The sequence below is a fragment of the Actinoallomurus spadix genome (assembly GCF_024055725.1).
Lineage (GTDB): Bacteria > Actinomycetota > Actinomycetes > Streptosporangiales > Streptosporangiaceae > Actinoallomurus > Actinoallomurus spadix.
In genome coordinates this window covers 34,504-58,927 of record NZ_JAMXMX010000017.1, presented here as the reverse complement: position 1 = coordinate 58,927, position 24,424 = coordinate 34,504, and the positions used below count along the sequence as shown (strand labels likewise).

Annotated in this window: 21 protein-coding genes and 1 pseudogene; 7 read left to right on the top strand and 15 right to left on the bottom strand. The window is 73.7% G+C overall.

Annotated elements, in window-relative coordinates:
- The first annotated feature begins 69 nt into the window (after window positions 1-69).
- Window positions 70-1,857 (top strand): ATP-binding cassette domain-containing protein, encoded by a 1,788-nt coding sequence (locus NE235_RS24175; protein WP_252806778.1) that lies wholly within the window; start codon window positions 70-72, stop codon window positions 1,855-1,857.
- A pseudogene (locus NE235_RS38315) lies at window positions 1,857-3,326 on the top strand (ATP-binding cassette domain-containing protein); the annotation flags it as partial. The gene NE235_RS24175 and the pseudogene NE235_RS38315, both read left to right, overlap by 1 nt.
- A gap of 312 nt (window positions 3,327-3,638) precedes the next feature.
- Here NE235_RS38315 and NE235_RS24165 read toward each other — a convergent pair.
- From NE235_RS24165 to hutH, 6 genes are all read right to left on the bottom strand, one after another.
- Window positions 3,639-4,226: a response regulator transcription factor gene (locus NE235_RS24165; protein ID WP_308206144.1), complete on the bottom strand. Its 588-nt coding sequence runs from the start codon at window positions 4,224-4,226 to the stop codon at window positions 3,639-3,641.
- A 328-nt stretch (window positions 4,227-4,554) separates the two neighbouring features.
- A complete protein-coding gene (gene hutI / locus NE235_RS24160) occupies window positions 4,555-5,697 on the bottom strand; it encodes an imidazolonepropionase (protein WP_252806775.1) in 1,143 nt (380 codons plus the stop codon).
- A gap of 96 nt (window positions 5,698-5,793) precedes the next feature.
- Window positions 5,794-7,119 (bottom strand): formimidoylglutamate deiminase, encoded by a 1,326-nt coding sequence (locus NE235_RS24155; protein ID WP_252806774.1) that lies wholly within the window; start codon window positions 7,117-7,119, stop codon window positions 5,794-5,796.
- Window positions 7,116-8,309 carry an allantoate amidohydrolase gene (locus NE235_RS24150; protein ID WP_252806773.1) on the bottom strand — a complete coding sequence of 398 codons (1,194 nt, stop codon included), beginning with the start codon at window positions 8,307-8,309 and terminating at the stop codon, window positions 7,116-7,118. The genes NE235_RS24155 and NE235_RS24150 overlap by 4 nt, the downstream gene beginning before the upstream one ends.
- A 63-nt stretch (window positions 8,310-8,372) precedes the next feature.
- Complete coding sequence (gene hutU, locus NE235_RS24145) at window positions 8,373-10,025, bottom strand: urocanate hydratase (protein WP_252806770.1); 1,653 nt, start codon at window positions 10,023-10,025, stop codon at window positions 8,373-8,375.
- Window positions 10,026-10,041: 16 nt separating this feature from the next.
- Window positions 10,042-11,595 carry a histidine ammonia-lyase gene (hutH, locus tag NE235_RS24140; RefSeq protein WP_252806768.1) on the bottom strand — a complete coding sequence of 518 codons (1,554 nt, stop codon included), beginning with the start codon at window positions 11,593-11,595 and terminating at the stop codon, window positions 10,042-10,044.
- 61 nt (window positions 11,596-11,656) lie between these two features.
- Here hutH and NE235_RS24135 point away from each other — a divergent pair, with 61 nt between their 5' ends.
- Together NE235_RS24135 and NE235_RS24130 are read left to right on the top strand one after the other, a co-directional pair.
- A complete protein-coding gene (locus NE235_RS24135) occupies window positions 11,657-12,457 on the top strand; it encodes an IclR family transcriptional regulator (RefSeq protein ID WP_252806956.1) in 801 nt (266 codons plus the stop codon).
- A gap of 22 nt (window positions 12,458-12,479) precedes the next feature.
- On the top strand, window positions 12,480-12,920 hold the full coding sequence (locus NE235_RS24130; protein WP_252806766.1) for an RtcB family protein: 441 nt from the start codon (window positions 12,480-12,482) through the stop codon (window positions 12,918-12,920).
- 78 nt (window positions 12,921-12,998) lie between these two features.
- Here the strand turns inward: NE235_RS24130 and bla are convergent, their stop codons facing one another.
- A complete protein-coding gene (bla, locus tag NE235_RS24125; RefSeq protein WP_406567632.1) occupies window positions 12,999-13,907 on the bottom strand; it encodes a class A beta-lactamase in 909 nt (302 codons plus the stop codon).
- Window positions 13,908-14,019: 112 nt separating this feature from the next.
- On the opposite strand from bla, the gene NE235_RS24120 reads away from it, so the two are divergent.
- Window positions 14,020-14,916: a LysR family transcriptional regulator gene (locus NE235_RS24120; RefSeq protein ID WP_252806761.1), complete on the top strand. Its 897-nt coding sequence runs from the start codon at window positions 14,020-14,022 to the stop codon at window positions 14,914-14,916.
- The gene (locus NE235_RS24115) at window positions 14,913-15,815 is read left to right on the top strand and encodes a serine hydrolase (protein WP_252806759.1); all 903 of its coding nucleotides are present in this window, start codon (window positions 14,913-14,915) and stop codon (window positions 15,813-15,815) included. The genes NE235_RS24120 and NE235_RS24115 overlap by 4 nt, the downstream gene beginning before the upstream one ends.
- Window positions 15,816-15,844: 29 nt before the next feature.
- On the opposite strand, the gene NE235_RS24110 is transcribed toward NE235_RS24115, so the two are convergent.
- From NE235_RS24110 to NE235_RS24085, 6 genes are all read right to left on the bottom strand, one after another.
- Window positions 15,845-16,798: a DMT family transporter gene (locus tag NE235_RS24110; protein ID WP_252806757.1), complete on the bottom strand. Its 954-nt coding sequence runs from the start codon at window positions 16,796-16,798 to the stop codon at window positions 15,845-15,847.
- Between the two features lie 103 nt (window positions 16,799-16,901).
- Entirely contained in the window at window positions 16,902-17,732 is an 831-nt protein-coding gene (locus NE235_RS24105) for an AraC family transcriptional regulator (RefSeq protein WP_252806756.1), read from the bottom strand.
- Window positions 17,733-17,808: 76 nt separating this feature from the next.
- The gene (locus NE235_RS24100; RefSeq protein ID WP_252806754.1) at window positions 17,809-18,744 is read right to left on the bottom strand and encodes an ABC transporter substrate-binding protein; all 936 of its coding nucleotides are present in this window, start codon (window positions 18,742-18,744) and stop codon (window positions 17,809-17,811) included.
- Between the two features lie 30 nt (window positions 18,745-18,774).
- Window positions 18,775-19,446, bottom strand: a complete 672-nt coding sequence (locus tag NE235_RS24095; protein ID WP_252806752.1) for an ABC transporter permease — start codon at window positions 19,444-19,446, stop codon at window positions 18,775-18,777.
- Complete coding sequence (locus NE235_RS24090) at window positions 19,443-20,132, bottom strand: ABC transporter permease (protein ID WP_252806750.1); 690 nt, start codon at window positions 20,130-20,132, stop codon at window positions 19,443-19,445. Before NE235_RS24090 ends, NE235_RS24095 begins: the two co-directional genes overlap by 4 nt.
- Complete coding sequence (locus NE235_RS24085; protein WP_289849132.1) at window positions 20,129-20,926, bottom strand: ABC transporter ATP-binding protein; 798 nt, start codon at window positions 20,924-20,926, stop codon at window positions 20,129-20,131. The genes NE235_RS24090 and NE235_RS24085 overlap by 4 nt, the downstream gene beginning before the upstream one ends.
- Window positions 20,927-21,006: 80 nt before the next feature.
- On the opposite strand from NE235_RS24085, the gene NE235_RS24080 reads away from it, so the two are divergent.
- A complete protein-coding gene (locus tag NE235_RS24080; RefSeq protein WP_252806748.1) occupies window positions 21,007-22,449 on the top strand; it encodes an aromatic amino acid ammonia-lyase in 1,443 nt (480 codons plus the stop codon).
- Here NE235_RS24080 and NE235_RS24075 read toward each other — a convergent pair.
- Entirely contained in the window at window positions 22,443-23,453 is a 1,011-nt protein-coding gene (locus tag NE235_RS24075) for a LacI family DNA-binding transcriptional regulator (protein WP_252806746.1), read from the bottom strand. The genes NE235_RS24080 and NE235_RS24075 overlap by 7 nt on opposite strands.
- A gap of 10 nt (window positions 23,454-23,463) precedes the next feature.
- Window positions 23,464-24,417 carry an L-histidine N(alpha)-methyltransferase gene (gene egtD, locus NE235_RS24070; protein WP_252806744.1) on the bottom strand — a complete coding sequence of 318 codons (954 nt, stop codon included), beginning with the start codon at window positions 24,415-24,417 and terminating at the stop codon, window positions 23,464-23,466.
- Between the last annotated feature and the right edge of the window lie 7 nt (window positions 24,418-24,424).

Here is a 24,424-nt window from a genome sequence, read left to right as displayed (position 1 = left end):
CGACGAATGGCCCCGGGAACCATGGCCCGGGCCATGAAGGCAGGGAGACCGATGACGGCGAGTGGGCTCGTGATTCGGGCTGTCCGCGACGGCGGCGCCTGGGCGAGCCTGCTCGCCGTCACCTCTTTGGTACGGGCGGGAGCCGAGACGCTCCTGCCGGCCGTCCTCGGCCTCGCCGTGGACGGCGTCCTGCGTGACGGCGGGACGTCCACCTGGCCGCTCGCGTACGCCGCGCTGGTGGCCGCCGCGACGGCCGGCGACGTCCTCACCGAACTCGCGATCGGGACCAGTGCGGCCGCCGCCACCGCGCGGATGCGGCATCGCTTCGTACGCCGCCTGCTCGCCCTCGGCCCGTCGGCCGGAACGAGGCGAAGCCCAGGCGGCGAGGGGCCCTGCGGCGTCGCCCGGCGCGCCTCCCCCACGGTGCGGGCCGCCGGCGGATCGGGTGACGAGAGTACGCGCGGCGCGCACACGTCGCCCGGCCTCGCGGCGGGCGACGTGACCAGCCGCGCCGTCACGGCCACCGCGGACACGGGCCTCGCGCCGTCCGCCGTCGTCCTCGCGATCACGGCCGTCCTGCCGCCGGTCGGCGGGATGATCGCCCTCCTGCTGCTCGACCCGTGGCTCGCGTTGACGTTCGCGCTGGGCCTGCCGGTCATCTTCGCGGTGCTGACCGCCTTCGTCCGGGACACCTCCGCCATCGTCGGCCGCTACCTGGCCGTCCAGGGCGTCATCGCCGCCCGCCTCGTCGAGGCGCTGGCCGGCAACCGGACGGTCGCGGCCGCCGGCACGGCCGACCGCGAGATCACCCGGATCCTCGCGCCCCTCCCCGAGCTCGCCGAGCACGGGCACGCGACCTGGCGGGTGCAGGCCGCGACCGCGGGCCGGGGCACCCTCGCGCTTCCGCTGCTGCAGATCGCGGTCCTGGCCGTCGCGGGCTGGGAGGTGGCCGCCGGGCGGCTGACCGCGGGCGGGTTGCTGGCCGCGACGCAGTACGCCGGGCTGGGCGCCGACATCGGCCCGGTGATCACCCAGCTCGGCCGGCTGGCCCGCGCCCGCGCCGGAGCGGCCCGCCTCGCTCCGGTGCTGGACCGCGAGCCGCCCGCGTACGGCACCGCCTCACCGCCGGAGGGGCCCGGGCGCCTGGAGTTCCGCGGGGTGTCGGCCGCGCCGGTCCTCGACGGACTGGACCTGACCGTCCCCGGCGGCCGGGCCGTCGCCGTCGTCGGCCGGTCCGGATCCGGCAAGTCGCTGCTGGCCGCGCTGGCCGGCCGCCTCGCCGAGCCGGACGCGGGCGAGGTCCTGCTCGACGGCGTCCCACTGCGCGACCTGAGCCGTACGGCGCTCCGGCGGGCGATCGGGTACGCGTTCGCCCGGCCCGTCCTGTTCGGCGCGACCATCGCCGAGGCGATCACGGGCGGCACCGCCCCCGCGCCTCCCGCGGATCGCTCCGGAGCCGCCGCCGAGGCCGTGCCGGCGGCGTGCGCGATGCGGGCGGCGTGCGCGGCGCAGGCGGACGGCTTCATCCGGCGCCTGCCCGCCGGCTACGGCACTCCCCCGGACGCCGCCCCGCTCTCCGGCGGTGAGCTGCAGCGGCTGGGCCTGGCCCGGGCCTTCGCCCACCCCGGCACGGTGCTCGTCCTCGACGACGCCACCTCCAGCCTCGACACCGTCACCGAGATGCGGATCGGGGACATTCTCACGCGCGACCCCCGCACCCGGCTGATCATCGCGCATCGCGTGACGACGGCGGCCCGCGCCGACCTGGTGGCCTGGCTCGACGGCGGCCGGATCCGCGCCTGCGCCCCGCACCGGGAGCTGTGGGCCGACCCGGAGTACCGGGCGGTGTTCCGCTGATGTCACGGCGGCGGAGACGTCTCAGCGGCGGCCGGGTGCTGGCCGGCGCGGTACGCCGCCGTCCGCGTGAGGCGACGCTGCTCGCGGTCTGGTCGGCGGTCGAGGCGGCACCCGTCCTCGTCTTCGGCCGGTCCGTCGCGGGCGCCACCGACGCGTTCCTGACCCACCGCACGGGAACGGGACTGGCCTGGCTGGCCGCGCTGGCCGTCGCCGCCGCCGCGGGAGCGGTCGGCAGCGCGGCGGCGTACCGGCCGCTGGCCGGAATCGTCGAACCGCTCCGGGACGCCCTGGTCCGCCAGGTCGTCCGCGGCGCCGTCCACGAGGCCGTCCGCACAGGCCGCCCGGGTGACGCCGCCGTCGCCCGGCTCACCCAGCACGTCGAGATCGTCCGCGACACCTTCGCGGGGTTGCTGGTCGTCATCCGGGGATTCGTGTTCACGCTGGCGAGCGCGCTGATCGGCCTGTCGGCCCTGCTGCCGGTGACGCTCCTCCTCGTCGTGCCACCGGTCGCGCTGGGGCTCGGCCTGTTCCTCGGCATGGTGTCGCGGGCCATGGCCCGCCAGCGTGACCTCATCCTCGCCGAGGAGCGGATCGCCGGGTCCTCGACCGCGCTGGCCACCGGTCTCCGCGACATCGTCGCCTGCGGCGCGGAGGACGCCAGGTCCGCCAAGATCGGGCGGCTGATCGACGCTCAGGCGGCGGCGGCCCGGTCCGTCGCCCGGATCGCCGCCGGACGTACGATCGCGCTGGCCGTCGGCGGCCGGTTGCCGCTCCTGGCGATCGTCGCCGCCGCGCCGTGGCTGCTGCGGCACGGCGCGACACCGGGTGCGGTACTCGGGGCGCTGACGTACGTCCTGCAGGGGCTCACCCCCGCGCTGCACACCGCCATCCGGGGCCTGGGCGGCAGCGGCCTGCGCCTGGCGGTGACCCTCGGCCGCCTGATCGAGACCGGCGAGGTCCCCGCCGTGCCTCGCCCGGCCGGAGGCGGCGGTGACCTGCGGCTGTCCCGGGTCACCTTCGCGTACGGGCCGGACGCCGAGCCGGTGATCGACGACCTGTCCCTGACGGTGCCCGACGGCGACCACCTCGCGATCGTCGGCCCGAGCGGCATCGGCAAGTCGACGCTGGCCCTGCTCGTCGCCGGGCTGCTCACTCCCTCGCGCGGCACCGTCTTCCTGGGCGGCACGCCCGCCTCGCAGGTCGCGCCGGAGTTCCGCGCGCTCATCCCGCAGGAGGCGTACGTCTTCGGCGGCACGCTGCGGGACAACCTGGGTTACCTGCGGGCGGACACCGCGCCTCCGGGCGACGCCGAGCTCGACGCCGCCGCGGACGCCGTCGGCCTGACGGCCCTGGCCGAACGCCTCGGCGGATACGACGCGCGGATCGACCCGGCCACGCTGTCCGCCGGGGAACGCCAGCTCGTCGCGCTGACCCGCACCTACCTGTCCCCGGCGCGGCTCGTCCTGCTGGACGAGGCCACCTGCCATCTCGACGCGGCGGCGGAGGAGCGCGCCGAGGCGGCCTTCGCCGCGCGGCCCGGTTCCCTCATCGTCATCGCGCACCGGATGACCTCGGCGCGGCGCGCCCGCCGCGTGCTCATGCTCGACGGCACGCGGGCCTGGCTCGGCGGCCACGAGGACCTGCTCACCCGCTGCGAGCCGTACCGCGACCTGCACGGGCACTGGGCGGCGGACGGCTCGGAACCGGCCCAGGTCGCCGGCGACGCGAACGGCGACCGCTCACAGCCGGCACGCGTCGCCGGCCGTGCGAACGGCGACCGCTCAGAGCCAGCCCGCGTCGCCGGCGATGCGGATGGCGTCGACCCGGTTGCGCGCGCCTACCTTCCCGATGATGCGCGACATGTGGTTCCGGACGGTGCGGACCGACAGGAAGAGGTGATCCGCGATCTCGGCGGATGACGCCCCCTGCGCGGCGAGCCGCAGGACGTCCAGCTCACGGTCGGTGAGAGGGCTCTCGACGGTCTCGAGGGCGGCGAAGGCCAGCTCCGCGTCGATCACCCGCTCGCCCTGCGCGACCCGCCGGACGGCGTCGGCGAGGTCCTCCGGCGGGGTGTCGATGAGGAGGTACCCCATCACCCCGGCGGCCACCGCCCGACGCAGGTCGCCCGGCCGGCGGCGGTCGGCCATGATCAGGATGCCGCAGGAGGGCAGTTCGTCGTGCAACGCGCGCGCGACCGCGAAGCCATCTCCTCCTGCCAGGCCCGTGCCGATCAGGGCCACGTCGGGGTCGGTCTCCAGGGCGGTGGGCAGTGCCTTGTCCGCGGAATCTAAGGCGGCGCCGACCGACATGTCAGGCTGGGCGTTGAGCAGGGCGACGAGCCCGCCACGGACCAGGTTCGTATTCTCCACGATGAGAACGCGTATCATTCCCGCCTCTTGGCATTATTGACTCCACCGAGCCGATGAATTCCCCGGGCTCGGTGAAAGCCTTTCGTACGCCGGCTCAGAAGGACATGCGGTCGGCGACCGACCGTGAGAGACGGGTTTCAGGCAGTAGGTGGCCACGCAGGTACATCAGGAGGCTCCCGAGGGGCTGGGGGCGATTCCCCCAAGAGTGAATGACGAAGCGTTAACAGTCAATCCCGCATCGTGGCATGGCCACCTCGGGCCGCCTCGGCGGCGTCTTACTTAGCAAGATCAATGACTAAGATAATTGACACGAATGGTTTCTGAATAGTCAGACCGGCAGTCCGGTCCGCCATACCCGGGCCACTTGCGGCACTCCCGGCCGGTAGGCGAGATGGATGTGCGAGGGGGCGTCGAGCAGGAGCACGTCGGCGCGCGCCCCGGGCCGCAGGTGCCCCACATCGGCCCGCCGCAGGGCCCGGGCACCGCCCTCCGTGGCCGCCCGCACCGCCTCCTCCGGCGTCATGCGCATCTCCCGGACCGCGAGGGCCACGCAGAACGCCATGCTCGAGGTGTAGCAGGACCCTGGATTGCAGTCGGTCGCCAGCGCGACCTTCACACCGGCGTCGAGGAGACGGCGGGCGTCGGGGTACGGCTGACGCGTGGAGAACTCCACGCCGGGCAGCAGCGTCGCCACCGTCTCCGAGTCCGCCAGCGCGGCCACGTCGTCGTCCGACAGGAACGTGCAGTGGTCGGCCGACGCGGCGTCGTACTCCACCGCGATCCGGACGCCCGGCCCGTGGCCGAGCTGGTTGGCGTGCAGGCGCGGGACCAGTCCGGCGGCCCTGCCCGCCGACAGGATCTCCCGCGTCTGGTCGGCGTCGAACGCCCCGCGTTCGCAGAAGACGTCGATCCACCGCGCGTACGGCGCGCACGCCTCCAGCATCTCCCCCGCGACGAGCCGGACGTAGTCGCCGGCGTCCGTCCCGTTCGGAACGACGTGCGCGCCGAGGTAGGTGACCTCGTCGACCAGTTCGGCGGCGATCCGCACCGCGCGCTCCTCGTCGGCGACGGTCAGCCCGTACCCCGACTTGCACTCGATCGTCGTGGTCCCCTGCCGGGCCATCTCCGCCACCAGCCGCCGTACGTTGGCGCGCAGCTCGTCGTCGGACGCGCCGCGGGTCTTCGCGACGGTCGTCCGGATGCCGCCGGCGGCGTACGGCCGGCCGCTCATCCGCGCGGCGAACTCCTCCGCTCGCTCCCCCGCGAAGACCAGATGGGCGTGGGAGTCGACGAACCCGGGCAGCACCGCCCGTCCGCCCGCGTCGACCGCCTCGTCCGCGGCCGGCGCGGCGGCGGCCGTTCCGGCCCAGGCGATCCGGTCACCGTCGATGACGAGCGCGGCGTCCTCGATCACCCACCGCTCCGCGTCGGCCCCGACGAGCTCCCCGATGTTCGTGATCACAATGCTCACGCACACCTCCCTCTCCCCGCCAGCATCGCACCTTCGCCGCGACCTCCCGGCACGCGGCACGTGACCACCGTCTGAAATACAAGACCGCTGTCGCGACTAGGTGGTCAGGGCGGCGATCGCTCGGGACAGGGCGGTGGGGACGTCGTCGATCAGCAGGTGGTGGCCGTCGCGGACGATCTGCCGGCCGGAGACCATGACGTGGCGGACGTCAGCGGGTGAGGCGGCGAAGACGGCCGACTCGGCGAGGTGGTCCGGGGCGGCGCCGGCGAGGCGTACGGAGTCCAGATCGACGGTGACGAGGTCGGCGTACGAGCCGGGCTCGATGCGGCCCGCCTCCGGCCAGCCGAGCGCCGAGTGGCCGTTGCACGTCGCGGCGGCCAGGAGTTCCCCGGCGGTCCAGTGACCGCGCCTGCGGGTGCGGAGCCGCTCGTCGAGTTCGACGGCGCGGGCCTCCTCGAACAGGTCGATCATCGCGTGCTGGTCGGAGCCGAGGGAGAGCGGCGATCCGGCGGTGACCAGGCCGCGGGCGGGTCCGATGCCGTCGGCCAGGTCGCGTTCGGTGGTGGGGCACATGCACACGCCGCTCTGGCTGGCGCCGAGCAGGCCGATGTCCTCGGCGGTGAGGTGAGTGGCGTGGACGGCGATGGTCCGGCCGCCGAGCGCCCGCTTGTCGGCCAGCAGCTGCGTCGGCGTCATGCCGTACGTCTCGAGGCACGCCTCGTTCTCGGCGGGCTGCTCGGACAGGTGGACGTGGAGCGGGGCGCGGAGCCGGCGGGCCCACTGGGCGACGGTGCGGATCTGGTCGGCGGGGACGGCGCGTACGGAGTGGAGGGCCGCGCCGACGCGGGCGTGGTCGTCCGCGCGCAGCCGCGAGACCCGGTCGGCCCAGGCGTCGGCCGTGCCGTCGCCGAACCGGAGCTGCGGCCCTTCCAGATCCTTGCCGATGCCGCCGGTCAGGTAGCAGGCGTCGAGGAGCGTGATCCGGATGCCGGCCTCGCGGGCGGCCTGCAGGAGCGCCTCGCCGAAGGCGTTCGGGTCGGCGTAGGGGGTGCCGCCCGGGCCGTGGTGAAGGTAGTGGAACTCGCCGACGCAGCTGATCCCGGCCAGGGCCATCTCGGCGTACACCGCGCGGGCCAGCGCGAGGTAGGAGTCCGGGTCGAGCCGGGCCGCGACCTCGTACATGTGGGTGCGCCAGGTCCAGAAGGTGCCTCCACCGGCCTGGACCCGTCCGCGCAGGGCGCGGTGGAAGGCGTGGGAGTGCACGTTGGCCATGCCGGGCAGCGTCAGGCCGGGCAGGCGCTCGGCGTCCGGCGGTGCCGGCACGCCCGGGGTGATCCGGACGAACCGCTCCCCGGCGATCTCGATGAGGACGTCGGCCGCGACGCGGTCTCCGAGCCAGGCGTGTTCGGCGTGGAGTCTCATGGCGAGAGCAGGTCCTCCAGGACGGCGGCGAGCGCCTCGACGCCGGTGAGGCAGTCGCCGGTCTCGGCGTGTTCCTCGGGGGCGTGCGAGACGCCGGTGGGGTTGCGTACGAACAGCATCGCGGTCGGGACGTGCGCGGACAAGATCCCCGCGTCGTGCCCGGCGCCGGTCGGCAGGACGGGCGCGCCGCCGAGCGTCATGGCGAGCCGGTCGCGCAGTTCGGCGTGGAAGCCGACGACCTGGGTGTAGGACTCCTCGGAAAGCGCGACCTCGACGCCGTGCTCGCCGGCGGCCTTCTCCGCGGCGGCGTGGATCTCGGCGACGGTCGCGCGCACGGCGTCGTCGTCGGGGGCGCGGGTGTCGAGCCAGGCCCGTACGAGGGAGGGGATGGCGTTGACACCGTTGGGGGTGACGTGGACCTTGCCCATGGTCGCGACGGCCTCGTGGCGGGCCGCGGCGTCGCGGGCGGCCAGCACGGTCCGCGCGAACGGCAGCATCGGGTCCCGGCGGTCCCGCAGCAGCGTGGTGCCGGCGTGGTTGCCCTGGCCGGTGAAGTCGAACCGCCAGCGGCCGTGCGGCCAGATCGCGCTCGCGACGCCGACGGGCACGTCGAGGGCGCGGCCCTGTTCGACGTGGAGCTCGACGAAGGAGCCGATGCCCGCGAGCAGGTCGGGGTCGGGGCCGATCGCGTCCGGATCACAGCCGTCGGCGGCCATCGCGTCGGCCCAGGTGGTCCCATCGGCGTCGCGCAGGCCCCGGGCCCGTACGGGGTCGATCGCGCCGGTCAGCAGGCGGGAGCCCAGGCAGGCGACGCCGAACCGGGCGCCCTCCTCCTCGGCGAAGACGGCGATGCCGAGCGGCCGGGCGGGGGTGACGCCACGCTCGCGCAGAACGTCGATCGCGGCCAGCGACGAGACGACGCCGAGCGGTCCGTCGAACGCGCCGCCGTCCGGCACGGAGTCCAGGTGGCTGCCGGTCAGGACGGCGTCCCGGCGCTCACCGGGTACGTCCCACCAGGCGAAGAGGTTGCCGTTGCGGTCCTCCTCGACGGTCAGGCCGCGCCGGCCCGCCTCCTCGGTGAACCAGGCGCGGCACTCCCGGTCGGCGGCCGTCCAGGAGAACCGGCGGTACCCGCCGCCGGAGACGCGCCCGATCGGCAGCAGGTCCCGCCACATCTCTTCGTAGCCCATCGCCTCTCCTCACGCGGGTGCCGCTCCGCCCACCGGCGTGGGCGGAGCGGCGGGAACCTCGATCTACTGCTCGTTCATCGGGACGCGGACGCCGCGCTCGGCCGCGACCTCAGTGGCGCGGTCGTACCCGGCGTCGACGTGCCGGATGACGCCCATGCCCGGGTCGTTGGTCAGTACGCGCTCCAGCTTCTGAGCCGCGAGCGGCGTGCCGTCGGCCACCGAGACCTGCCCGGCGTGGATGGACCGGCCGATGCCGACGCCGCCGCCGTGGTGGATCGACACCCAGGACGCACCAGAGGAGGCGTTGACCAGGGCGTTCAGCAGCGGCCAGTCGGCGATCGCGTCGGAGCCGTCGGCCATGCCCTCGGTCTCGCGGTACGGCGAGGCGACGCTGCCGGAGTCGAGGTGGTCGCGGCCGATGACGATCGGCGCGCTGATCTCCCCGGTCTCGACGAGCTTGTTGAACTCCAGGCCGGCGCGGTCGCGTTCGCCGTAGCCGAGCCAGCAGATCCGCGCGGGCAGGCCCTGGAAGTGGACCTTCTCCCCCGCCATCCGGATCCAGCGGGCGAGCTGTTCGTTCTCCGGGAACAGGTCGAGGATCGCCTGGTCCGTCCGGGCGATGTCCTTCGGGTCGCCGGACAGCGCCGCCCAGCGGAACGGGCCCTTGCCCTCGCAGAACAGCGGCCTGATGTAGGCGGGGACGAAGCCGGGGAAGTCGAACGCGCGGGTGTACCCGGCGAGCTGTGCCTCGCCGCGGATCGAGTTGCCGTAGTCGAAGACCTCCGCGCCGGCGTCCTGGAAGCCGACCATGGCCTCGACGTGCGCGGCCATCGACTCGCGGGCCCGCGTGGTGAAGCCCTCGGGGTCCTTGGCGCGCGCGTCGGCCATGTCCTCGAACGCGACGCCGCGCGGCAGGTACGTCAGCGGGTCGTGCGCCGAGGTCTGGTCGGTCACGATGTCGATCGGCGCGCCCATCGCCAGGAGCTGCGGGACGATGTCGGCGGCGTTGCCGAGCAGGCCGATGGACAGGGGCCGCCGGGCGTCGCGGGCCTCGACGGCCAGGCGCAGCGCCTCGTCGAGGTCGTCGGCGCGCACGTCGCAGTACCGGTGCTCGACGCGGCGGTCGATGCGGGAGGGGTCGCACTCGACGCAGATCGCGACGCCGCCGTTCATGGTGACGGCGAGCGGCTGCGCGCCGCCCATGCCGCCGAGCCCGGCGGTCAGCGTGATCGTGCCGGCGAGGGAGCCGCCGAACCGCTTGGCGGCCACCGCCGCGAACGTCTCGTACGTGCCCTGAAGGATGCCCTGCGTACCGATGTAGATCCACGACCCGGCCGTCATCTGGCCGTACATCGTGAGCCCGAGCGCCTCGAGCCGCCGGAACTCCTCCCAGGTCGCCCACTGCGGGACGAGGTTGGAGTTGGCGATGAGCACGCGCGGCGCCCACTCGTGGGTGCGCATGACGCCGACCGGCTTGCCGGACTGGACGAGCAGCGTCTCGTCGGCCTCCAGGGAGCGCAGCGAGCGGACCATCGCGTCGAACGCGTCCCACGAGCGCGCGGCCCGGCCGGACCCGCCGTAGACGATCAGCTCGTCGGGGTGCTCGGCGACCTCCGGGTCGAGGTTGTTCATGAGCATGCGCAGGGCGGCCTCCTGCTGCCAGCCCTTGGCGCTCAGCGTCGTGCCGCGCGGCGCGCGTACGGGACGAGGACCCATCGTGTGATCTCCTTACTCAGGCCAGCGGGCCGGTGACGGATTCGGCGGCGGCGACGAGGGATCCGTCGCGGACCAGGTCGACGGCGGCGGCGATCTCCGGCGCCAGGTAGCGGTCGGGGCCGGGCGCGCGCACCCGGGCGCGCAGGGCGGCGACGACCGCGCCGGTGGCGGGGCCGGGCCGCAGTGGCGCCCGCAGGTCGAGCGCGCGGGCGGCGGTCAGGATCTCGATGGCGACGACACGGGTCAGGCCGTCGACGGCCCGCCGCAGCTTGCGGGCCCCGCTCCAGCCCATCGAGACGTGGTCCTCCTGCATGGCGGAGCTGGGGATCGAGTCGACGCTCGCCGGGACGGCGAGCCGCTTCAGCTCCGAGACGATGCCCGCCTGGGTGTACTGCGCGATCATGTGCCCGGAGTCCACGCCCGGGTCGTCGGCGAGGAACGCCGGCAGCCCGTGCGAACGGGCGGGGTCGAGCATCCGGTCGGTACGGCGCTCGGAGATCGAGGCGACGTCCGCGACGGGAATGGCGAGGAAGTCCAGGACGTACGCGACGGGCGCGCCGTGGAAGTTGCCGTTCGACTCGACGCGCCCGTCGGGCAGCACGACCGGGTTGTCGACCGCGGCGGCCAGCTCGCGGGAGGCGACGAGGGCGGCGTGCTCCAGGGTGTCACGGGCGGCGCCGTGCACCTGCGGCGAGCAGCGCAGCGAGTACGCGTCCTGCACGCGCGTGCAGTCGGGGCCGCGGTGCGACTCCATGATCGCCGAGTCGGCGAGCAGCGCCCGCAGGTTGGCGGCGCTGACGGCCTGGCCCGGGTGCGGCCGCAGCTCCTGCAGGTCGGCGGCGAACACCCGGTCGGTGCCGAGCTGCGCCTCGACGCTCATGGCGGCCGCGACGTCCGCGGCCGTGAGGACGCGGCGCAGGTCCTCGATGGCCAGCACGAGCATGCCGAGCATGCCGTCGGTGCCGTTGAGCAGCGCGAGGCCCTCCTTGGCGACGAGGCTCAGCGGTGCGATCCCGGCCTCGGCCAGCGCCTCGGCGGCGGGCCGCAGCCGCCCTTCGGCGTCGCGGACCTCGCCCTCGCCGATCAGCGCGAGGGCCACGTGCGAGAGCGGCGCCAGGTCTCCGGAGCAGCCGAGGCTGCCGTACTCGTACACGACGGGCGTGATCCGGGCGTTCAGGAGGGCCGCGAGGGTCTCGGCGGTCACGGGACGCACTCCGGTACGGCCGGTGGCGAGCGTGCTCAGCCGCAGCAGCATCATCGCCCGGACGACCTCGGCCTCCACCTCCGGACCGGAGCCGGCGGCGTGCGAGCGGACGATGTTCAGCTGGAGCCGGGCCCGCAGGTCCTCGTGGATGTGCCGGGTGGCCAGCGCGCCGAACCCGGTGGAGATGCCGTACGCGGGCGTCGGCCGGGCGGCGAGCTCGTCGACGTGCGCACGGGCGGCGGCGATGGCCTTGAGCGCCTCGTCGGTCAGCGCGACCCGCGCACCGTGGCGGGCCACGGCCACGACCTGGTCGAAGGCGAGCGGCCCCACTCCGACCTCGACACACGCACCAGTCGTCGTATCCATGTCCCCATTGCACTCGACCGGTCCCCATGGCGGAGACCGGGGGGCGGCGGTCGTGTCTGAGATGCGAGACTCTTGTGCGGAGAGGTGGGTGAGGACGGTGGCCGGACAGGTGCCCGCGGCGCGGCGCGCGCTGGCCGTTCTCCGCCTCCTGGCGTCCTCGGCCCGGCCGCTCGCCGCGTCCGCCATCGCCCGCGAGCTGTCCCTGCCGAGGTCCAGCACGTACCACCTGCTCACCGCCATGGCCGAGGACGGCTTCGTCACCTATCTTCCCGAGGACCGGCTGTGGGGCCTCGGCGTGACGGCGTTCGAGATCGGCTCGGCGTACCTGCGGCAGGGTCCGCTCGAACGGCTCGCCCGCCCCCTCCTCGTACGCCTCGTGGACCGGCTCGGGGAGATCGGCCAGCTCGGCGTCCTGCACGGCGCCGAGACGCTGTACCTGCTGAAGGAGCAGCCACGGCACCACGCGACGCTCGTCACCGATGTCGGCGTCCGGCTCCCGGCGTACCTCACCGCGAGCGGCCGGTCCATGCTGGCGCACCTTCCGGCCGCGCAGGTCCGCGCGCTGTTCCCCGGTGAGTTCGTGACCCGGACCGGCGCCGGGCCGCGGTCGCTGCGCGAGCTGCGGCGCGCGCTCGCCGAGGACGCGCGGCGCGGCTGGGCCGTCGAGGACGGGCACGTGACCGACGGCTTCGCCAGCATCGCCGCGTGCAGCTTCGACCACGTCGGCCGCCCGGCCGCCGCGATGGCCGTGACCTTCCGCCGCGAGACCCACGACGAGGCGGAGTGGCCGGACCTCGCCGCCCGCGTACGGGAGGCCGCCGCGGAGCTCACCCGCCGCCTCTCCGGCCACGCCCCCGCCTGACGCCGGATAACCGGTCGACCGTGTGGTGCACCGGAAGGGCGCGACCCCGGCGGGTGGGTACGCCGAGGCGGCGGGCGGCCCGTACGCCCTGTGGGGCGAGCCCGTCATCGTGCCCGGTTCGATGGGCGCGGCGAGCTACGTCCTGCGCGGGCACGGGAATCCACGGACGCTGGTGAGCGCCTGCCACGGCGCGGGCCGGCGCGTTCCCCGCGGCGCCGCCTCACGCGGGAACGACGCCGACCTGGACGCCTTCCTGCGGGAGTTCCGGGTCGTGACGCCGCTCGACCACCGGGATCCGGCCCTCACCCGCCGGTCGGACGTGATGGCCGCGTGGCGCCGCGACCTCAAGCAGGAGGCGCCCTGGGTCTACAAGGACATCGGGCCGGTCGTCTCCAGCCTGAGCCGCGCGGGCGTCGCCGACCCCGTCGCCGAGCTCCGGCCGTTGCTGACGGTCAAGGGCTGACCCGTCCGGCTCGGCGCCGAGGATCGCCGTCGTCCCGGGAACGGGGATCCTCGGCGCAGGCGTCCGCGTGGCGGCCGGTCAGGTCAGGCGGTCGACTACCGCCTTTGCGGCGTCGCGGACGAGGTCGTCGCTGGTCGCGGCCTCCTTCGCCGCGTGGGTGGTCAGGACCGCGATCACGATCGGCGCACGGTGCGGGGGCCAGGCCACGGCGATGTCGTTCCGCGTTCCGTAGCTGCCGGTCCCGGTCTTGTCCCCGACGGTCCAGCCGTCCGGGACGCCGGCGCGGATCACCTTGTCGCCCGTGGTGTTGCGCCGCATCCAGTCGATGAGCAGGTCGCGCTTGGGCGTGGGCAGCACGTGGCCGAGCGTGTACGCCCGCAGGTCGGTGCCGAACTGCCGCGGCGTGCTCGTGTCACGGATGTCGCCGGGGACCGCGCTGTTGAGGTCCGGCTCGACGCGGTCGACGTGGCTGGTGCGGTCCCCGATCCGCCGCAGGGCGGCACCGAGACCGCTCGGGCCGCCGATCTCGCGGAACAGCAGGTTCGCGGCCGTGTTGTCGCTGAACCGGAGCGCGGCGTCGCACAGCTCGCGGATGGTCATCCCCGTGGCGACGTGCTTCTCGGTCACGGGAGAGTACGTGACGAGGTCGGCCGTCGTGTACTTCACCACGTGGTCCAGCCGTTTGATCGAGTCCTGGCGCAGGACGGTGCCCACGATGGGGACCTTGGACGTGGACGCGTAGGCGAACCGCTCGTCGGCGCGCCAGGCGACGACCTTGCCCGTGCCCGTGTCGAGCGCCCAGACGCCGAGCCGGGCGTCGTACCGCTTCTCCAGGGCCTGGAACGCCTGGTCGTTCCGCTGGGCCGCGGGCACCGTCGTGGCGGTCGCCTTCGCCGACGCGGTCGTGGCGTCGCCGGCGGCGCCGCACGCGCTCAGCGGGACGAGGGCGAGCGCGGCGAGCGCCGCGAAGGGGGCCCGGAGGCGCAGGGACCGCTGATCCTGTCGTGTGCTGGTCATGGCGAGGAGTCTTCCGAGGGCGTCCTATGCCGTCAAAGACGCGAATGGAAGAATCGATGCTGTTCCGGCATAGACTCTGGTCGTGGATCTTCTCGGGGCGTGGCGCGCGTTCGTGAACGTGAGCGAACACGGCAGCTTCACCGAGGGCGCCGCCGCGACGCGGATCCCCCAGTCGGTGGCGAGCCGCCGGATCGCCGCCCTGGAGAGGCACCTCGGTGAGCGCCTGCTGGACCGGTCCTCGCGCCGCGTCACGCTTACCCGGTTCGGCCGCGACCTGCTGCCGTCGGCCAAGCGCCTGGTCCGCCTGGCGGAGGCCATGGAGGACGAGGCCGAGCGTGCCCGGCTCAGCCCGCTGCGGCTCGCCGTCCCCGGCGTCTGCTCCGTGCGGGACCTGGCCGTGCTCGCCGCCGAGGCCCGTCGTAAGGACGTCTACCTGGACTTCCACCCCGCGCCACCGGCCGAGCGCGCCGAACTGGTCCGGTCCCGCGAGGTCCGCGCCGCCCTGACGGCGACGCCGCCGGACGACGGCGCCTGGTCCGTGCGCCTCGGGCTGGCCGGCGCCGCCGCCCCCGCCGCCCGGACGCTCTACCTGGAGACCCTCCGGGCGGGCCGCACCGGCCTCTCGGCACGCCCGCGCCGGATCTGGATCCAGCCCGAGGACGACGTGCCGCACGTACGGGACCGGTTGTTCCGGGTCCGCGACGCGGTCGGTCTGCTGCCCGCTCAGGTCGCCGTCGCGCGTACTCTCGTCGTCGCGGCGGCGGAGGTACTCGCCACGGACGATCTCCTGCTGTGCTCGCCGCGCCAGGCCGCAGAGCTCGGGCTGCACTGGCGTCCGATCGGTGACGTCCGGGTCGGGCGGGGCTTCGACGTGGCCGCCGCGATCGGCGACGACGCCGAGCGGGTCCGGACGCGGCTGCGCGAGGAGATCGGCCGCTGCCTGGGCACCGATGAGACCGAGGGAGGCCCGGCACGGTGACGAGCGTCGAGGGGTTGCTGCGTGACCTGCGACGGACACTGGACGAGGGCGGGCTGAGCGGGTCGTTCCTGGTCCGGGACCTGCACTCCGGGGACGAGCTCGGCATCGATCCGGACCTGGAGTTCCCGGTCGCCTCCCTGGTGAAGATCCCCCTCGCCGTCGCCACCCTCGAGCGCATCCGGCGCGGCGAGCTCGACGGCTCCGCGCGGATCTCGATCGAGCCGGGTGACGCGTCTCCGGGGCCGAACGGGCTGAGCAGGTTCCGGCATCCCACCCGGGTCGCCGTCGACGACCTGCTCTACCTCAGCGTGGCCGTCAGCGACAACGCCGCGACGGACGCGCTGTTCGCCCTGACGCCGCCGGCCGGGGTCGCCGCGATCCTGCAGGAGCTGGGCGTGCGCGGCGTCACGGTACGGCACACGATCCACGAGCTGACCGAGACCCTCGCCGAACTGCTGCCTCCCGAGGACGTGCACTTCGCGCACGTCCTGGCGATCGAGGCGGGCACGACCGGTCGGGGCCACCGCATCCCCCAGCTCGACGTCACCCTCGCCAACTCCGGGTCCGCGCGGGCGTACCTGGACCTGCTGCAGGCGCTGTGGACACCGTCGAAGATCGACCCGGACGTCGCCGCGCGGGTCCGGGAGCTCATGGGCGACAACCTGCTGCGGCAGCGCCTCGCACCCGACTTCCGGTCCGACGCGACCCGCTGGTCCTCCAAGACCGGGACGCTCCTCAACCTCCGTCACGAGGTCGGGGTGGTCGAGCACGCCGACGGCCGCGTGTTCGGCGTCGCGGCGCTCACCGAGTCGCGGGTGCCGGCCCTGCACCAGCCCGAGGCCGAGGCGCTGATGGGACGGGTCGCGCGAACCCTCCGCGACCGGCTCCGCGCGTGGTGACGACGCGGCACGGGAGCTCGACCTGGCCGTCAGCCGGACTCGTCGGCCGTGCCGATCAGAGCCTCGGGCGCACGCGGCGCATTGGCCCCGCCGGCGGCGTCGGACCCGTCGCCCGGCTCATCGGCGGCGACGGGGCCCGCCGTCGCCAGAACCGAGCCGGCCAGGATCAGGGCGAAGGCGGTGACGATTCCGGGCGTCAGCCGTTCGCCGAGGAACACCGCCCCGGCCGCCACCGCGACCGCCGGGTTGACGTACGTGATGACGGTCGCGCGAGCCGGACCCGCCTCCTTGATCAGCTCCAGGAAGGCCACGAAGGCGACCGCGGTGCACACCACGCCGAGACCGGCGAGGGCGGCCAGGACCGTGGCGGACGGCATGGCGGACGGAGCGGTGACGGCGGCCGCGGGCGCGTAGACCACGGCGGACAGGGCCAGGCAGGCGGTCGTGAGCTGGAGTGAGGAGACGCCCTTCAGGTGGCGGGCGGCGATCAGCGGGGCCGTGGCGTACCCGATCACGGTCAGCAGCACCTCGACGAGGGAGCGGGCGTCACCGCCGGTCAGGTGCGGTGCGGTGAGGACCGCGACGCCCGCGAGGCCCACCGCCAGGCCGGCCGCCCGCCGGGGTCCGAGCCGGTCCGTGTCGCCGAAGAAGCGGGCCACGACCACTCCGACGATCGGCACGCCCGCGATCAGCAGGCCCGCCGTGGAGCTGGACAGATGGCGCTCGGCGTCGCTGAGGGTGAACCAGGGGACGATGATCTCGACGCACGCGAAGGCCAGCAGGGGACGCCAGTGCGCCCGCACGGTGCGGGCGAGGCCGCCCTGCCGGAGCACGAAGGGCAGCAGCAACAGGGCGCCGAGCGCACAGCGCGTGAACACCACCGTGAACGGGGACACCGCGTCCACCGCCACCTTGATCATCAGATAGGGGATGCCCCAGACCACTCCCATCAGGGAGAAGAGGGACCAGCCGCGTGCAGTCATGCGGCGAGTATCGGCCGGGACGGCGGGCGCCGTCTTGAACGCTGTTGCGGCCGGACCCCTCCTGCCACGGTGCGCGCCGGCCGCCTCCGCCACGCCGGTACGGCTACGCCGCCCCTGCCACGCCGGCGCGGTAGGCCGCCGGGGTCACCCCCAGCACCCGCCGGAACCACCGGGTCAGGTGCGCCTGATCGGCGAAACCGACGAGCGCGGCCACCTCGGCGGGGCGCAGCCCGGACTCCAGGAGCACGCGGGCCCTCGTCACGCGGTGCTGGGCGAGCCACGCGTACGGCGGGACCCCCATCGCCGCGCGGAAGGCGCGCAGGAGCTGGTAGCGGGACAGGCCCAGCTCGGCGGCGAGACCGGCGAGCGACGGTGGGGCCGTGAGGTCGTCGGCCAGACGGTCACGGACGGTACGGGCGATCCGGGCGGCGCCCGGGACCGTGCCGCCGGCCGGCCGGGCGGTGGAGTGCCGGCGGGCGAGCGCGGTCAGCAGCCAGGGGAGGCGGCACTCCGCCTCCAGCGGGTCGGGGTGGCGGACGAGGCCGATGTGCGCGACGCGCAGGGCCTCGGCGAGTTCGGGGTCGTCGACGAGCGGCTCGCGGAAGTGCGGGACGCCGCGGATGCCGTCGGCGAGCAGGGCGGGGTGAGCGTACAGGGCGCGGTAGGCGTAACCGGCGATGGGCGTCGCCGGACCACCGGTGTGCATCTCGCCGGGCGCGAGGACGACGATGGAGCCCGGGCCGGTATGGATCCGGCCGCCGCGGTAGTCGATGGACTCCACCCCGCCGACGCAGACGCCGATGGCGAACTCCTCGTGCGTATGCGGGGCGTAGACGTGCCTGTCGAAGCGGGCGGTGAGCAGGTCCACCGGCGGCCCGCCCCGGCCGAGCCGCGCCCTGGTCCACTGCGCCTGTTCGCGTGCGCTCACCCCCACGCGCCCTTCCTCTCACCCGGGTCACGCGGCCCCTCGGCGATCACCGAGGGGCCGCGCGGTACCTGATCGGCAGGGCTCAGCCGCCGAGGCCGGCCTGCTTGAGCCAGTCCTTGGCGACCTCGCTCGGGTCCTTCTTCTCGTCGTTCACCTTCGCCAGCATGGTCTGCAGGTCCGCGGTGGTGAGCTTGGCCGAGACCGCGTTGAGCGCGGCCCGGGCGGTGTCGTTGACGCCGGACTTGTAGACCAGCGGCACGACGTTCTGCGCGCTGAAGACGTTCTGCGGGTCCTCCAGCACGACGAACTTGTTGGCCGCGATCGCCGGGTCGGTCGTGAACAGGTCGGCGGCCTGGACCTTGTCGTCCTTCAGCAGCTTGACCAGTGTGGTCTGGGCGTTCGCGTCGAACGGCTGGAACTTCTTGAACTTCAGGTCGTACTTGCTCTCCAGCCCGAGCATGCCCTGCTCCCGGGTCTTGAACTCCGACGGTCCGCCGATGGTCAACTGCCCGGCGACGGCCTTCAGGTCGGCGATCGACTTCAGGTGGTACTTGGTGGCGGTCTGGGAGTTGACCGTGACCGAGTCCTTGTCCTCGGCCTTGGACGGCTCGAGGATCTCCAGCGTCGAGGGCAGCTTCGCCTTCAGCTCGGAGTTCACCTGGTCGGCCGTCACGGCCTTGCTGGCCTTGTCGACCGACGTGCTCAGCAGCCCGCCGTTGTACTCCGGCATGACGGTGATGGCGCCGGACTTGACCTGGTCGTAGTAGACCTCGCGGCTGCCGATGTTGAACTTCTTCGTGACCTTGACGCCCTTGGCCTCCAGGGCCTGGGCGTACAGCTCGCCGAGGAGCTGGCTCTCGGTGAAGTTGGCCGAGCCGACGACGACGTTCCCCCCGCCGCCACCGCTGGACTTCTGGTCGAGGGGGTTGCCGCCACTGTCGTCGCCGCCGCCTCCGCAGGCGGCGAGCGCGAGGGCGACGGTCACGCCGAGGGCGGCGCCCCGGACGATGCGGATCATGCTGATTCCTTCCGTTGAATCATCACGGTCTCAGTTGCGCAGGCCGCGGGACACGACCGCTCGGCGGATGCCGACGAAGGCGAGCTGGACGATGACGGCGAGCAGGACCACGAGGACCGAGCCGCCGACGACCGAGGGGTAGTCCTTGCGGGCGAGGCCGTCGACGATGTAGCGGCCGAGCCCGCCGATGCCGGCGTACGCCGCGATCGTGGCGGTCGCGACGACCTGGATGGCGGCCGTGCGGAGGCCGAGGAGGATGAGCGGCATGGCCACCGGCACCTCGGCCTTGAGAAGGATGCCGGGCCCCGTCATGCCCATCCCGCGGGCGGCGTCCTTGATGTCGGGGTCGACGCCGCGGACGCCTTCGTACGTGTTGACGAGGATCGGCGGGGTCGCCAGCGCGATCAGCGGGATGATCACGGGGGTGAGGCCGATGGACGTCACGGTGACGACGAGCAGGAGCAGGCCCAGCGTGGGGATGGACCGCGCGAAGTTCGCGACGGTGACGACGGCGAACCCGCCGCGCCCGGTGTGGCCGACGAGCGCGCCGAGCGGCAGCGCGATGAGCGCGGCGATCACGAGCGCCAGCGCGCTGTACCCGAGGTGTTCGAGCAGGCGGTGCGGGATGCCGTCGCCGCCGCTCCAGTGCGCCGAGGCGGTGAGCCAGGTCCAGGCGTCCTTGATCTGGTCGGCGAGGTTCATCTGGTCCCCCTCCGGGCCCAGGGCGTGAGCAGGCGCTGCGCGGCGACGAGGACCCCGTCGCTGATCAGCGCGAGCGCGATGATCAGCACGCAGGAGACGATGATCGGCGTCGTGAAGTCACGGGAGTACCCGTCGACGAAGAGCTGCCCGAGCCCGCCGTTGCCGATCAGGGTTCCGACGCTGACCAGGCTGATCGAGGACACGGCCGCGACGCGTGCTCCGGCGATGACGACGGGCACCGCGATGGGCAGTTCGACCTGGATCAGCCGCCGCAGTGTGCCGAACCCCATGGCGGTGGCGGCCTGGCGGACCGGGTCGGGGACGGAGCGGAGCCCGTCGACGACGTTCGGCACGAGGACCGACAGGGAGAACAGCGTCAGCGGCACGATGATGGTGAAGTCCGCGCGGCCGCCGCTGCCGATGCCGAAGTAGGGGATGAACAGCATGAACAGCGCGAGCGACGGCAGGCCGTACAGGACGTTGGCGACGCCGAGCGTCGGCGGGTAGAGCCAGCGCCACCGCGCGCACAGCAGGCCGAGCGGGATCGCGACGACGAGCCCGAACAGGATGGGCAGCAGCGCGAGTTTGAGGTGGTGCGCGGTCAGGTCGGCGAGCTGCCCGGTGTGGTCGCCGATCCAGTCCCAGCGGATCAGCGGCTCGCCGCCGTCCGCGGCGGCCAGGGTCATCGCTCCGCCGCCTCGACGCCCGGCTCGTCCTGCCGGTCGAGGTCGCGGTTGAAGCGCAGCCGCTTGAGGCCCTTCTCGCCGCCGAGGAACTCCCGGACGAAGTCGTCGGCCGGCGCGGCGAGCAGCTCGTCGGGCGTGGAGTGCTGGGCGAGGACGCCGCCGACCTTGAACACCGCGACGGTGTGGCCGAGCTTGACGGCCTCGTCGATGTCGTGGGTGACGAAGGCGATGGTCTTGCGCAGTTCGGACTGCAGCCGGATGAACTCGTCCTGCAGACTCTTGCGCACGATCGGGTCGACGGCGCTGAACGGCTCGTCCATCAGCATGACGGGCGGGTCGGCGGCGAGGGCGCGGGCGACGCCGACGCGCTGCTGCTGGCCACCGGACAGCTGGTACGGGTAGCGCCGGGCCATCTTCGTGTCGAGGCCGACCCGCTCCATCAGCTCCAGCGCCGTGGTCCGGGCCTTCTTCTTGTCCCAGCCGAGGAGGTAGGGGACGGTGGCGATGTTGTCGACGATCGTCCGGTGCGGGAACAGGCCGGCGTGCTGGATGACGTAGCCGATGCCGCGGCGCAGGCGGGCGGGGTCCTGGGCGCGGACGTCCTCACCGTCGATGGTGATGGTGCCGCTGGTCGGCTCGATCAGGCGGTTGATCATCCGCAGTGTCGTGGTCTTGCCGCAGCCGGAGGGCCCGACGAGCACGGTGATCTGGCCGGTGGGGATCTGCAGCGTCAGGTCGTCGACGGCCACGGTGCCGTCGACGTAGCGCTTCGTAACGCCATCGAATTGGATCAAGAGTGACTCAGCCCCTGGGGGTTATCCGGGATTAAAGGTCAAGATAGTCTGATTTGTCTGCTTGCCGTAATGTTCCACCGATGAGTCCGACATCCGTAGCCGTCCACGGTAGCGGCCTGACCTGCGAGGTCGTAGCGTCTGTGGCGCGTGAGGGCGTCTTTGTTACAGTTCCGCCACAAGCGGTGGAGCAGGCCCGGCAGGCCTGGGAGGTCGCCCGCGAGGTCGCCGGCCGCCAGGCCGTCTACGGCCGGACCACGGGCGTCGGCGCCAACCGCAACGTCACGATCGAGGACGACGACGCCCATGGCCTGCGCCTTCTGCGCAGCCACGCCGGCGGCGCCGGGCCGCTGCTCGCCTCCGAGATCGTCCGCGCGATGCTCGTCGTGCGCCTCAACCAGCTCGCCGCCGGCGGCTCCGGCGTCGACCCGGAGGTCCTCGGCACTCTCGCCGAGGTGATCAACCGCTGGCTGATCCCGCCGATCCCGGCGTACGGCGCGATCGGCACCGGCGACCTGACCGCGCTCGCCGCCACCGCGCTGTGCCTGATCGGCGAGCGCCCCTGGCAGGGCGGCGCGGGCGGCCCGCGCTTCGCCCTGCGGCCCACGGACGCGCTGGCCTTCATCAGCTCCAACGCCGCGACCCTCGGCGAGGCCGCGCTGGCCGTCCGGGACGTGACCGAGCTGCTGCGCGCCTCGGTGCCGGTGACCGCGCTGTCGCTGCTGGCCGTGCGCGGCTCCGCCGAGCCCTTCGCCGCGCCCGTGCACGAGGCCTGCCCGCACCCCGGTCAGCGCCGGGTCGCCGAGGCCGTGCGCGGTCTCCTGCCCGAGGAGGTCACCCCGGCGCGCATCCAGGATCCGTACGGCTATCGGGCGTTCCCCCAGGTGCACGGCCCGGCCGTGGACGTCGCCGAGCAGGCCGAGGGGATCGTCGTCCGCGAGATCAACGCGGCGGCCGAGAACCCGCTCGTCGACGTCGCGAACCGTACGGTCTGGCACAACGGCAACTTCCACACCGCGTCCGTGGGACTGGCCCTGGACTCCGTGCGGGCCGCGCTGTTCCAGACCGCGGCGCTGTCCGCGGCCCGGCTCGGCACGCTCGTGGAGCCGTCCTTCACCGGGCTGGAGGCGTTCCAGGCGGCGCCGGGCGAACCCGGGTCCGGAATCATGATCCTGGAGTACGTCGCGCACTCGGCCATCGCCGACATCCGGCGGCTGGCCTCCCCCGCCGCGCTCGGCAGCGCCGTGCTGTCGCGGGGCGTCGAGGAGCACGCCGGCTTCGCCACCCAGTCCGCGCGCGCCACCACCGACGTCGTCACGGCCTACCGCACCGCGCTGGCCTGCGAGCTCGTCGCGGCGGTACGGGCGCTGCGGATGCAGGGCCGGACGCCACCGGACCGGCTCGGCGAGGTGTACGCCCAGGCCGCCGACGCGCTCGACCCGGCCGTCGAGGACCGGCCGCTCGACACCGACATCGCCGCCGCCGCGGACCTGCTCCCCCGGATCGCGGCGTACGGCGCCTACTGAGCCGAACATTTACCGGTCGACTCCCGGGGGAGGAGGCTGGGCTCGCAGACGATGCGGCGGCGGCGCGGCTTGCCCTCGATGCCGCCGACGATGACCCGCACCGCCGAGTGCACGATGTCCTCGATGTCCCAGTCGACGCTGGTCAGCGGCGGGGTGAGCAGCGCGGACATCGGGTGGTTGTCGAAGCCCGCGACGGACACGTCACCGGGCACGCTCAGGCCCAGCTCGCGCGTCGCGGCGTAGACGCCGTAGGCGATCGAGTCGGAGAAGCAGAACAGCGCGGTCGGCGGGTCCGGCCGGCGGAGCACCGCCAGGGCCGTCTCGGTCGCGCTGTGCAGCGCCTGCGGCGAGGTCACCACGTCGACCTGGATGCCGATCCGCTCGGCCTCCGCGTTGACGTGCAGGTCGGCGGGGCGGTCGGGCGTGCTGGCGCGCGTGGGCGTGAGCACGGCGACGTGCCGGTGCCCGAGCTGGCGCAGGTGCTCCAGCGCGAGCGTGACCCCGGCACGGTTGTCGAACACGACCTCGCCGTACGCGTGCCCGCCGCGCAGCGAGTCGCCGATCGACACGATCGGCAGGCTCTCCCCCAGCTCGGCCCACACCTCGCCGGCCGGGTCCACCGGCTGCACGATCAGCCCGTCGACGCGCTGGTCGCGCAGCTGCCGCGCCAGCATGGCCTCCCGCGCGGGGTCGCCGGCCGCGTCGAGGATGATGGCGTAGCGGTCGCGGGCGAACAGCGCCCGGCCGATGCCGACCGCGAGCGACTGCTGCCAGAGGTCCTCGAGGGAGCCGCACAGCAGACCGACCATGCCGGTGCGCCCGCTGGCGAGGGCACGCGCGATGGGGTGCGCCTCGTATCCCAGCTCGGCGGCGGCCTGCCGGACCCGCTGCTGCGTCTCCTCCGACGTCTGGATGCCCCGCAGCGCGTACGAGACGGCGGCGGGCGACAGCCCCGTCGCCTTCGCCACTTCGCGGATGGTCGCTCGCTTCCGTTGCTGCGCCACGGGTCCAACCCTATAGAGCGGGTCTGACAAGACTCAGCGAGAAATCACCGTCCTCGTCGGTCCACCACCGGTCGACCGTCAGGCCCGCGGCCCCGGCCTCGGCCTCGATCCGGTCCCGGCGGAACTTCGCCGAGATCTCCGTGCGCATCTCCTCCCCCGCGTCGAACTCCACCGTCAGGTCGACGGCCGGAACGTGGACGACCTGGCGTTCGGCCGACCGCAGCCGCATCTCGATCCACTCATCGCCGGGATTCCAGACGGCCACGTGCTCGAAGCGCTCGGGAACGAAGTCGGCGCCGAGCTCGCGGTTGATGACGTTCAGGACGTTCCGGTTGAACTCCGCGGTGACCCCGCGCGTGTCGTCGTAGGCGCGGACGAGGCGGCCCTCGTTTTTGACCAGGTCCGCGCCGAGCAGCAGGGCGTCGCCGTCGTTCATCGTGGCGCGCAGCGCGCTGAGGAACGACACCCGCTCGGACGGGGTCATGTTGCCGATCGTGCCGCCGAGGAACACCACCAGCCGGCGCTCGCCGCCCGGCAGCAGGGACAGGTGCCGTTCGTAGTCGGCCACGACCGGCCGCACCGTCAGGTCCGGGTGGTCCGCGGCGATCCGCTCGGCCGCGTGCGCGAGGAAGTCCCCGCTGACGTCGACCGGGACGTACGTGCGCAGCGTGCCGCCCAGCGCGTCGAGCAGCACCCGGGTCTTCTCCCCCGAGCCCGCGCCCAGCTCCATGAGGGTGACCGCGCCGGTCGCCTCGGCGATCTCGCCCGCCCGGCCGGCGAGGATCTCGCGCTCGCGGCGGGTCGGGTAGTACTCCTCCAGCCGGGTGATCTCCTCGAACAGCTCGCTGCCGCGCTCGTCGTAGAACCACTTGGCGGGCAGGGTCTTCGGCCGTGCGCTCAGGCCGTCCGCGACGTCCCGGCGGAGCGCCTTGCCGAGATCGTCCGGAGTGAGAAAGCGGTCCACGTATGCC

Bases quoted from the DNA above. Each gene is read 5' to 3' on its own strand.
- NE235_RS24110 (WP_252806757.1), bottom strand. From the start codon at position 16,798: ATGACTGCACGCGGCTGGTCCCTCTTCTCCCTGATGGGAGTGGTCTGG.
- NE235_RS24095 (WP_252806752.1), bottom strand. From the start codon at position 19,446: ATGAACCTCGCCGACCAGATCAAGGACGCCTGGACCTGGCTCACCGCC.
- NE235_RS24100 (WP_252806754.1), bottom strand. From the start codon at position 18,744: ATGATCCGCATCGTCCGGGGCGCCGCCCTCGGCGTGACCGTCGCCCTC.
- hutH (WP_252806768.1), bottom strand. From the start codon at position 11,595: ATGGATACGACGACTGGTGCGTGTGTCGAGGTCGGAGTGGGGCCGCTC.
- NE235_RS24155 (WP_252806774.1), bottom strand. From the start codon at position 7,119: ATGAGACTCCACGCCGAACACGCCTGGCTCGGAGACCGCGTCGCGGCC.
- hutU (WP_252806770.1), bottom strand. From the start codon at position 10,025: ATGGGTCCTCGTCCCGTACGCGCGCCGCGCGGCACGACGCTGAGCGCC.
- NE235_RS24090 (WP_252806750.1), bottom strand. From the start codon at position 20,132: ATGACCCTGGCCGCCGCGGACGGCGGCGAGCCGCTGATCCGCTGGGAC.
- NE235_RS24080 (WP_252806748.1), top strand. From the start codon at position 21,007: ATGAGTCCGACATCCGTAGCCGTCCACGGTAGCGGCCTGACCTGCGAG.
- NE235_RS24135 (WP_252806956.1), top strand. From the start codon at position 11,657: ATGCGAGACTCTTGTGCGGAGAGGTGGGTGAGGACGGTGGCCGGACAG.
- NE235_RS24150 (WP_252806773.1), bottom strand. From the start codon at position 8,309: ATGGGCTACGAAGAGATGTGGCGGGACCTGCTGCCGATCGGGCGCGTC.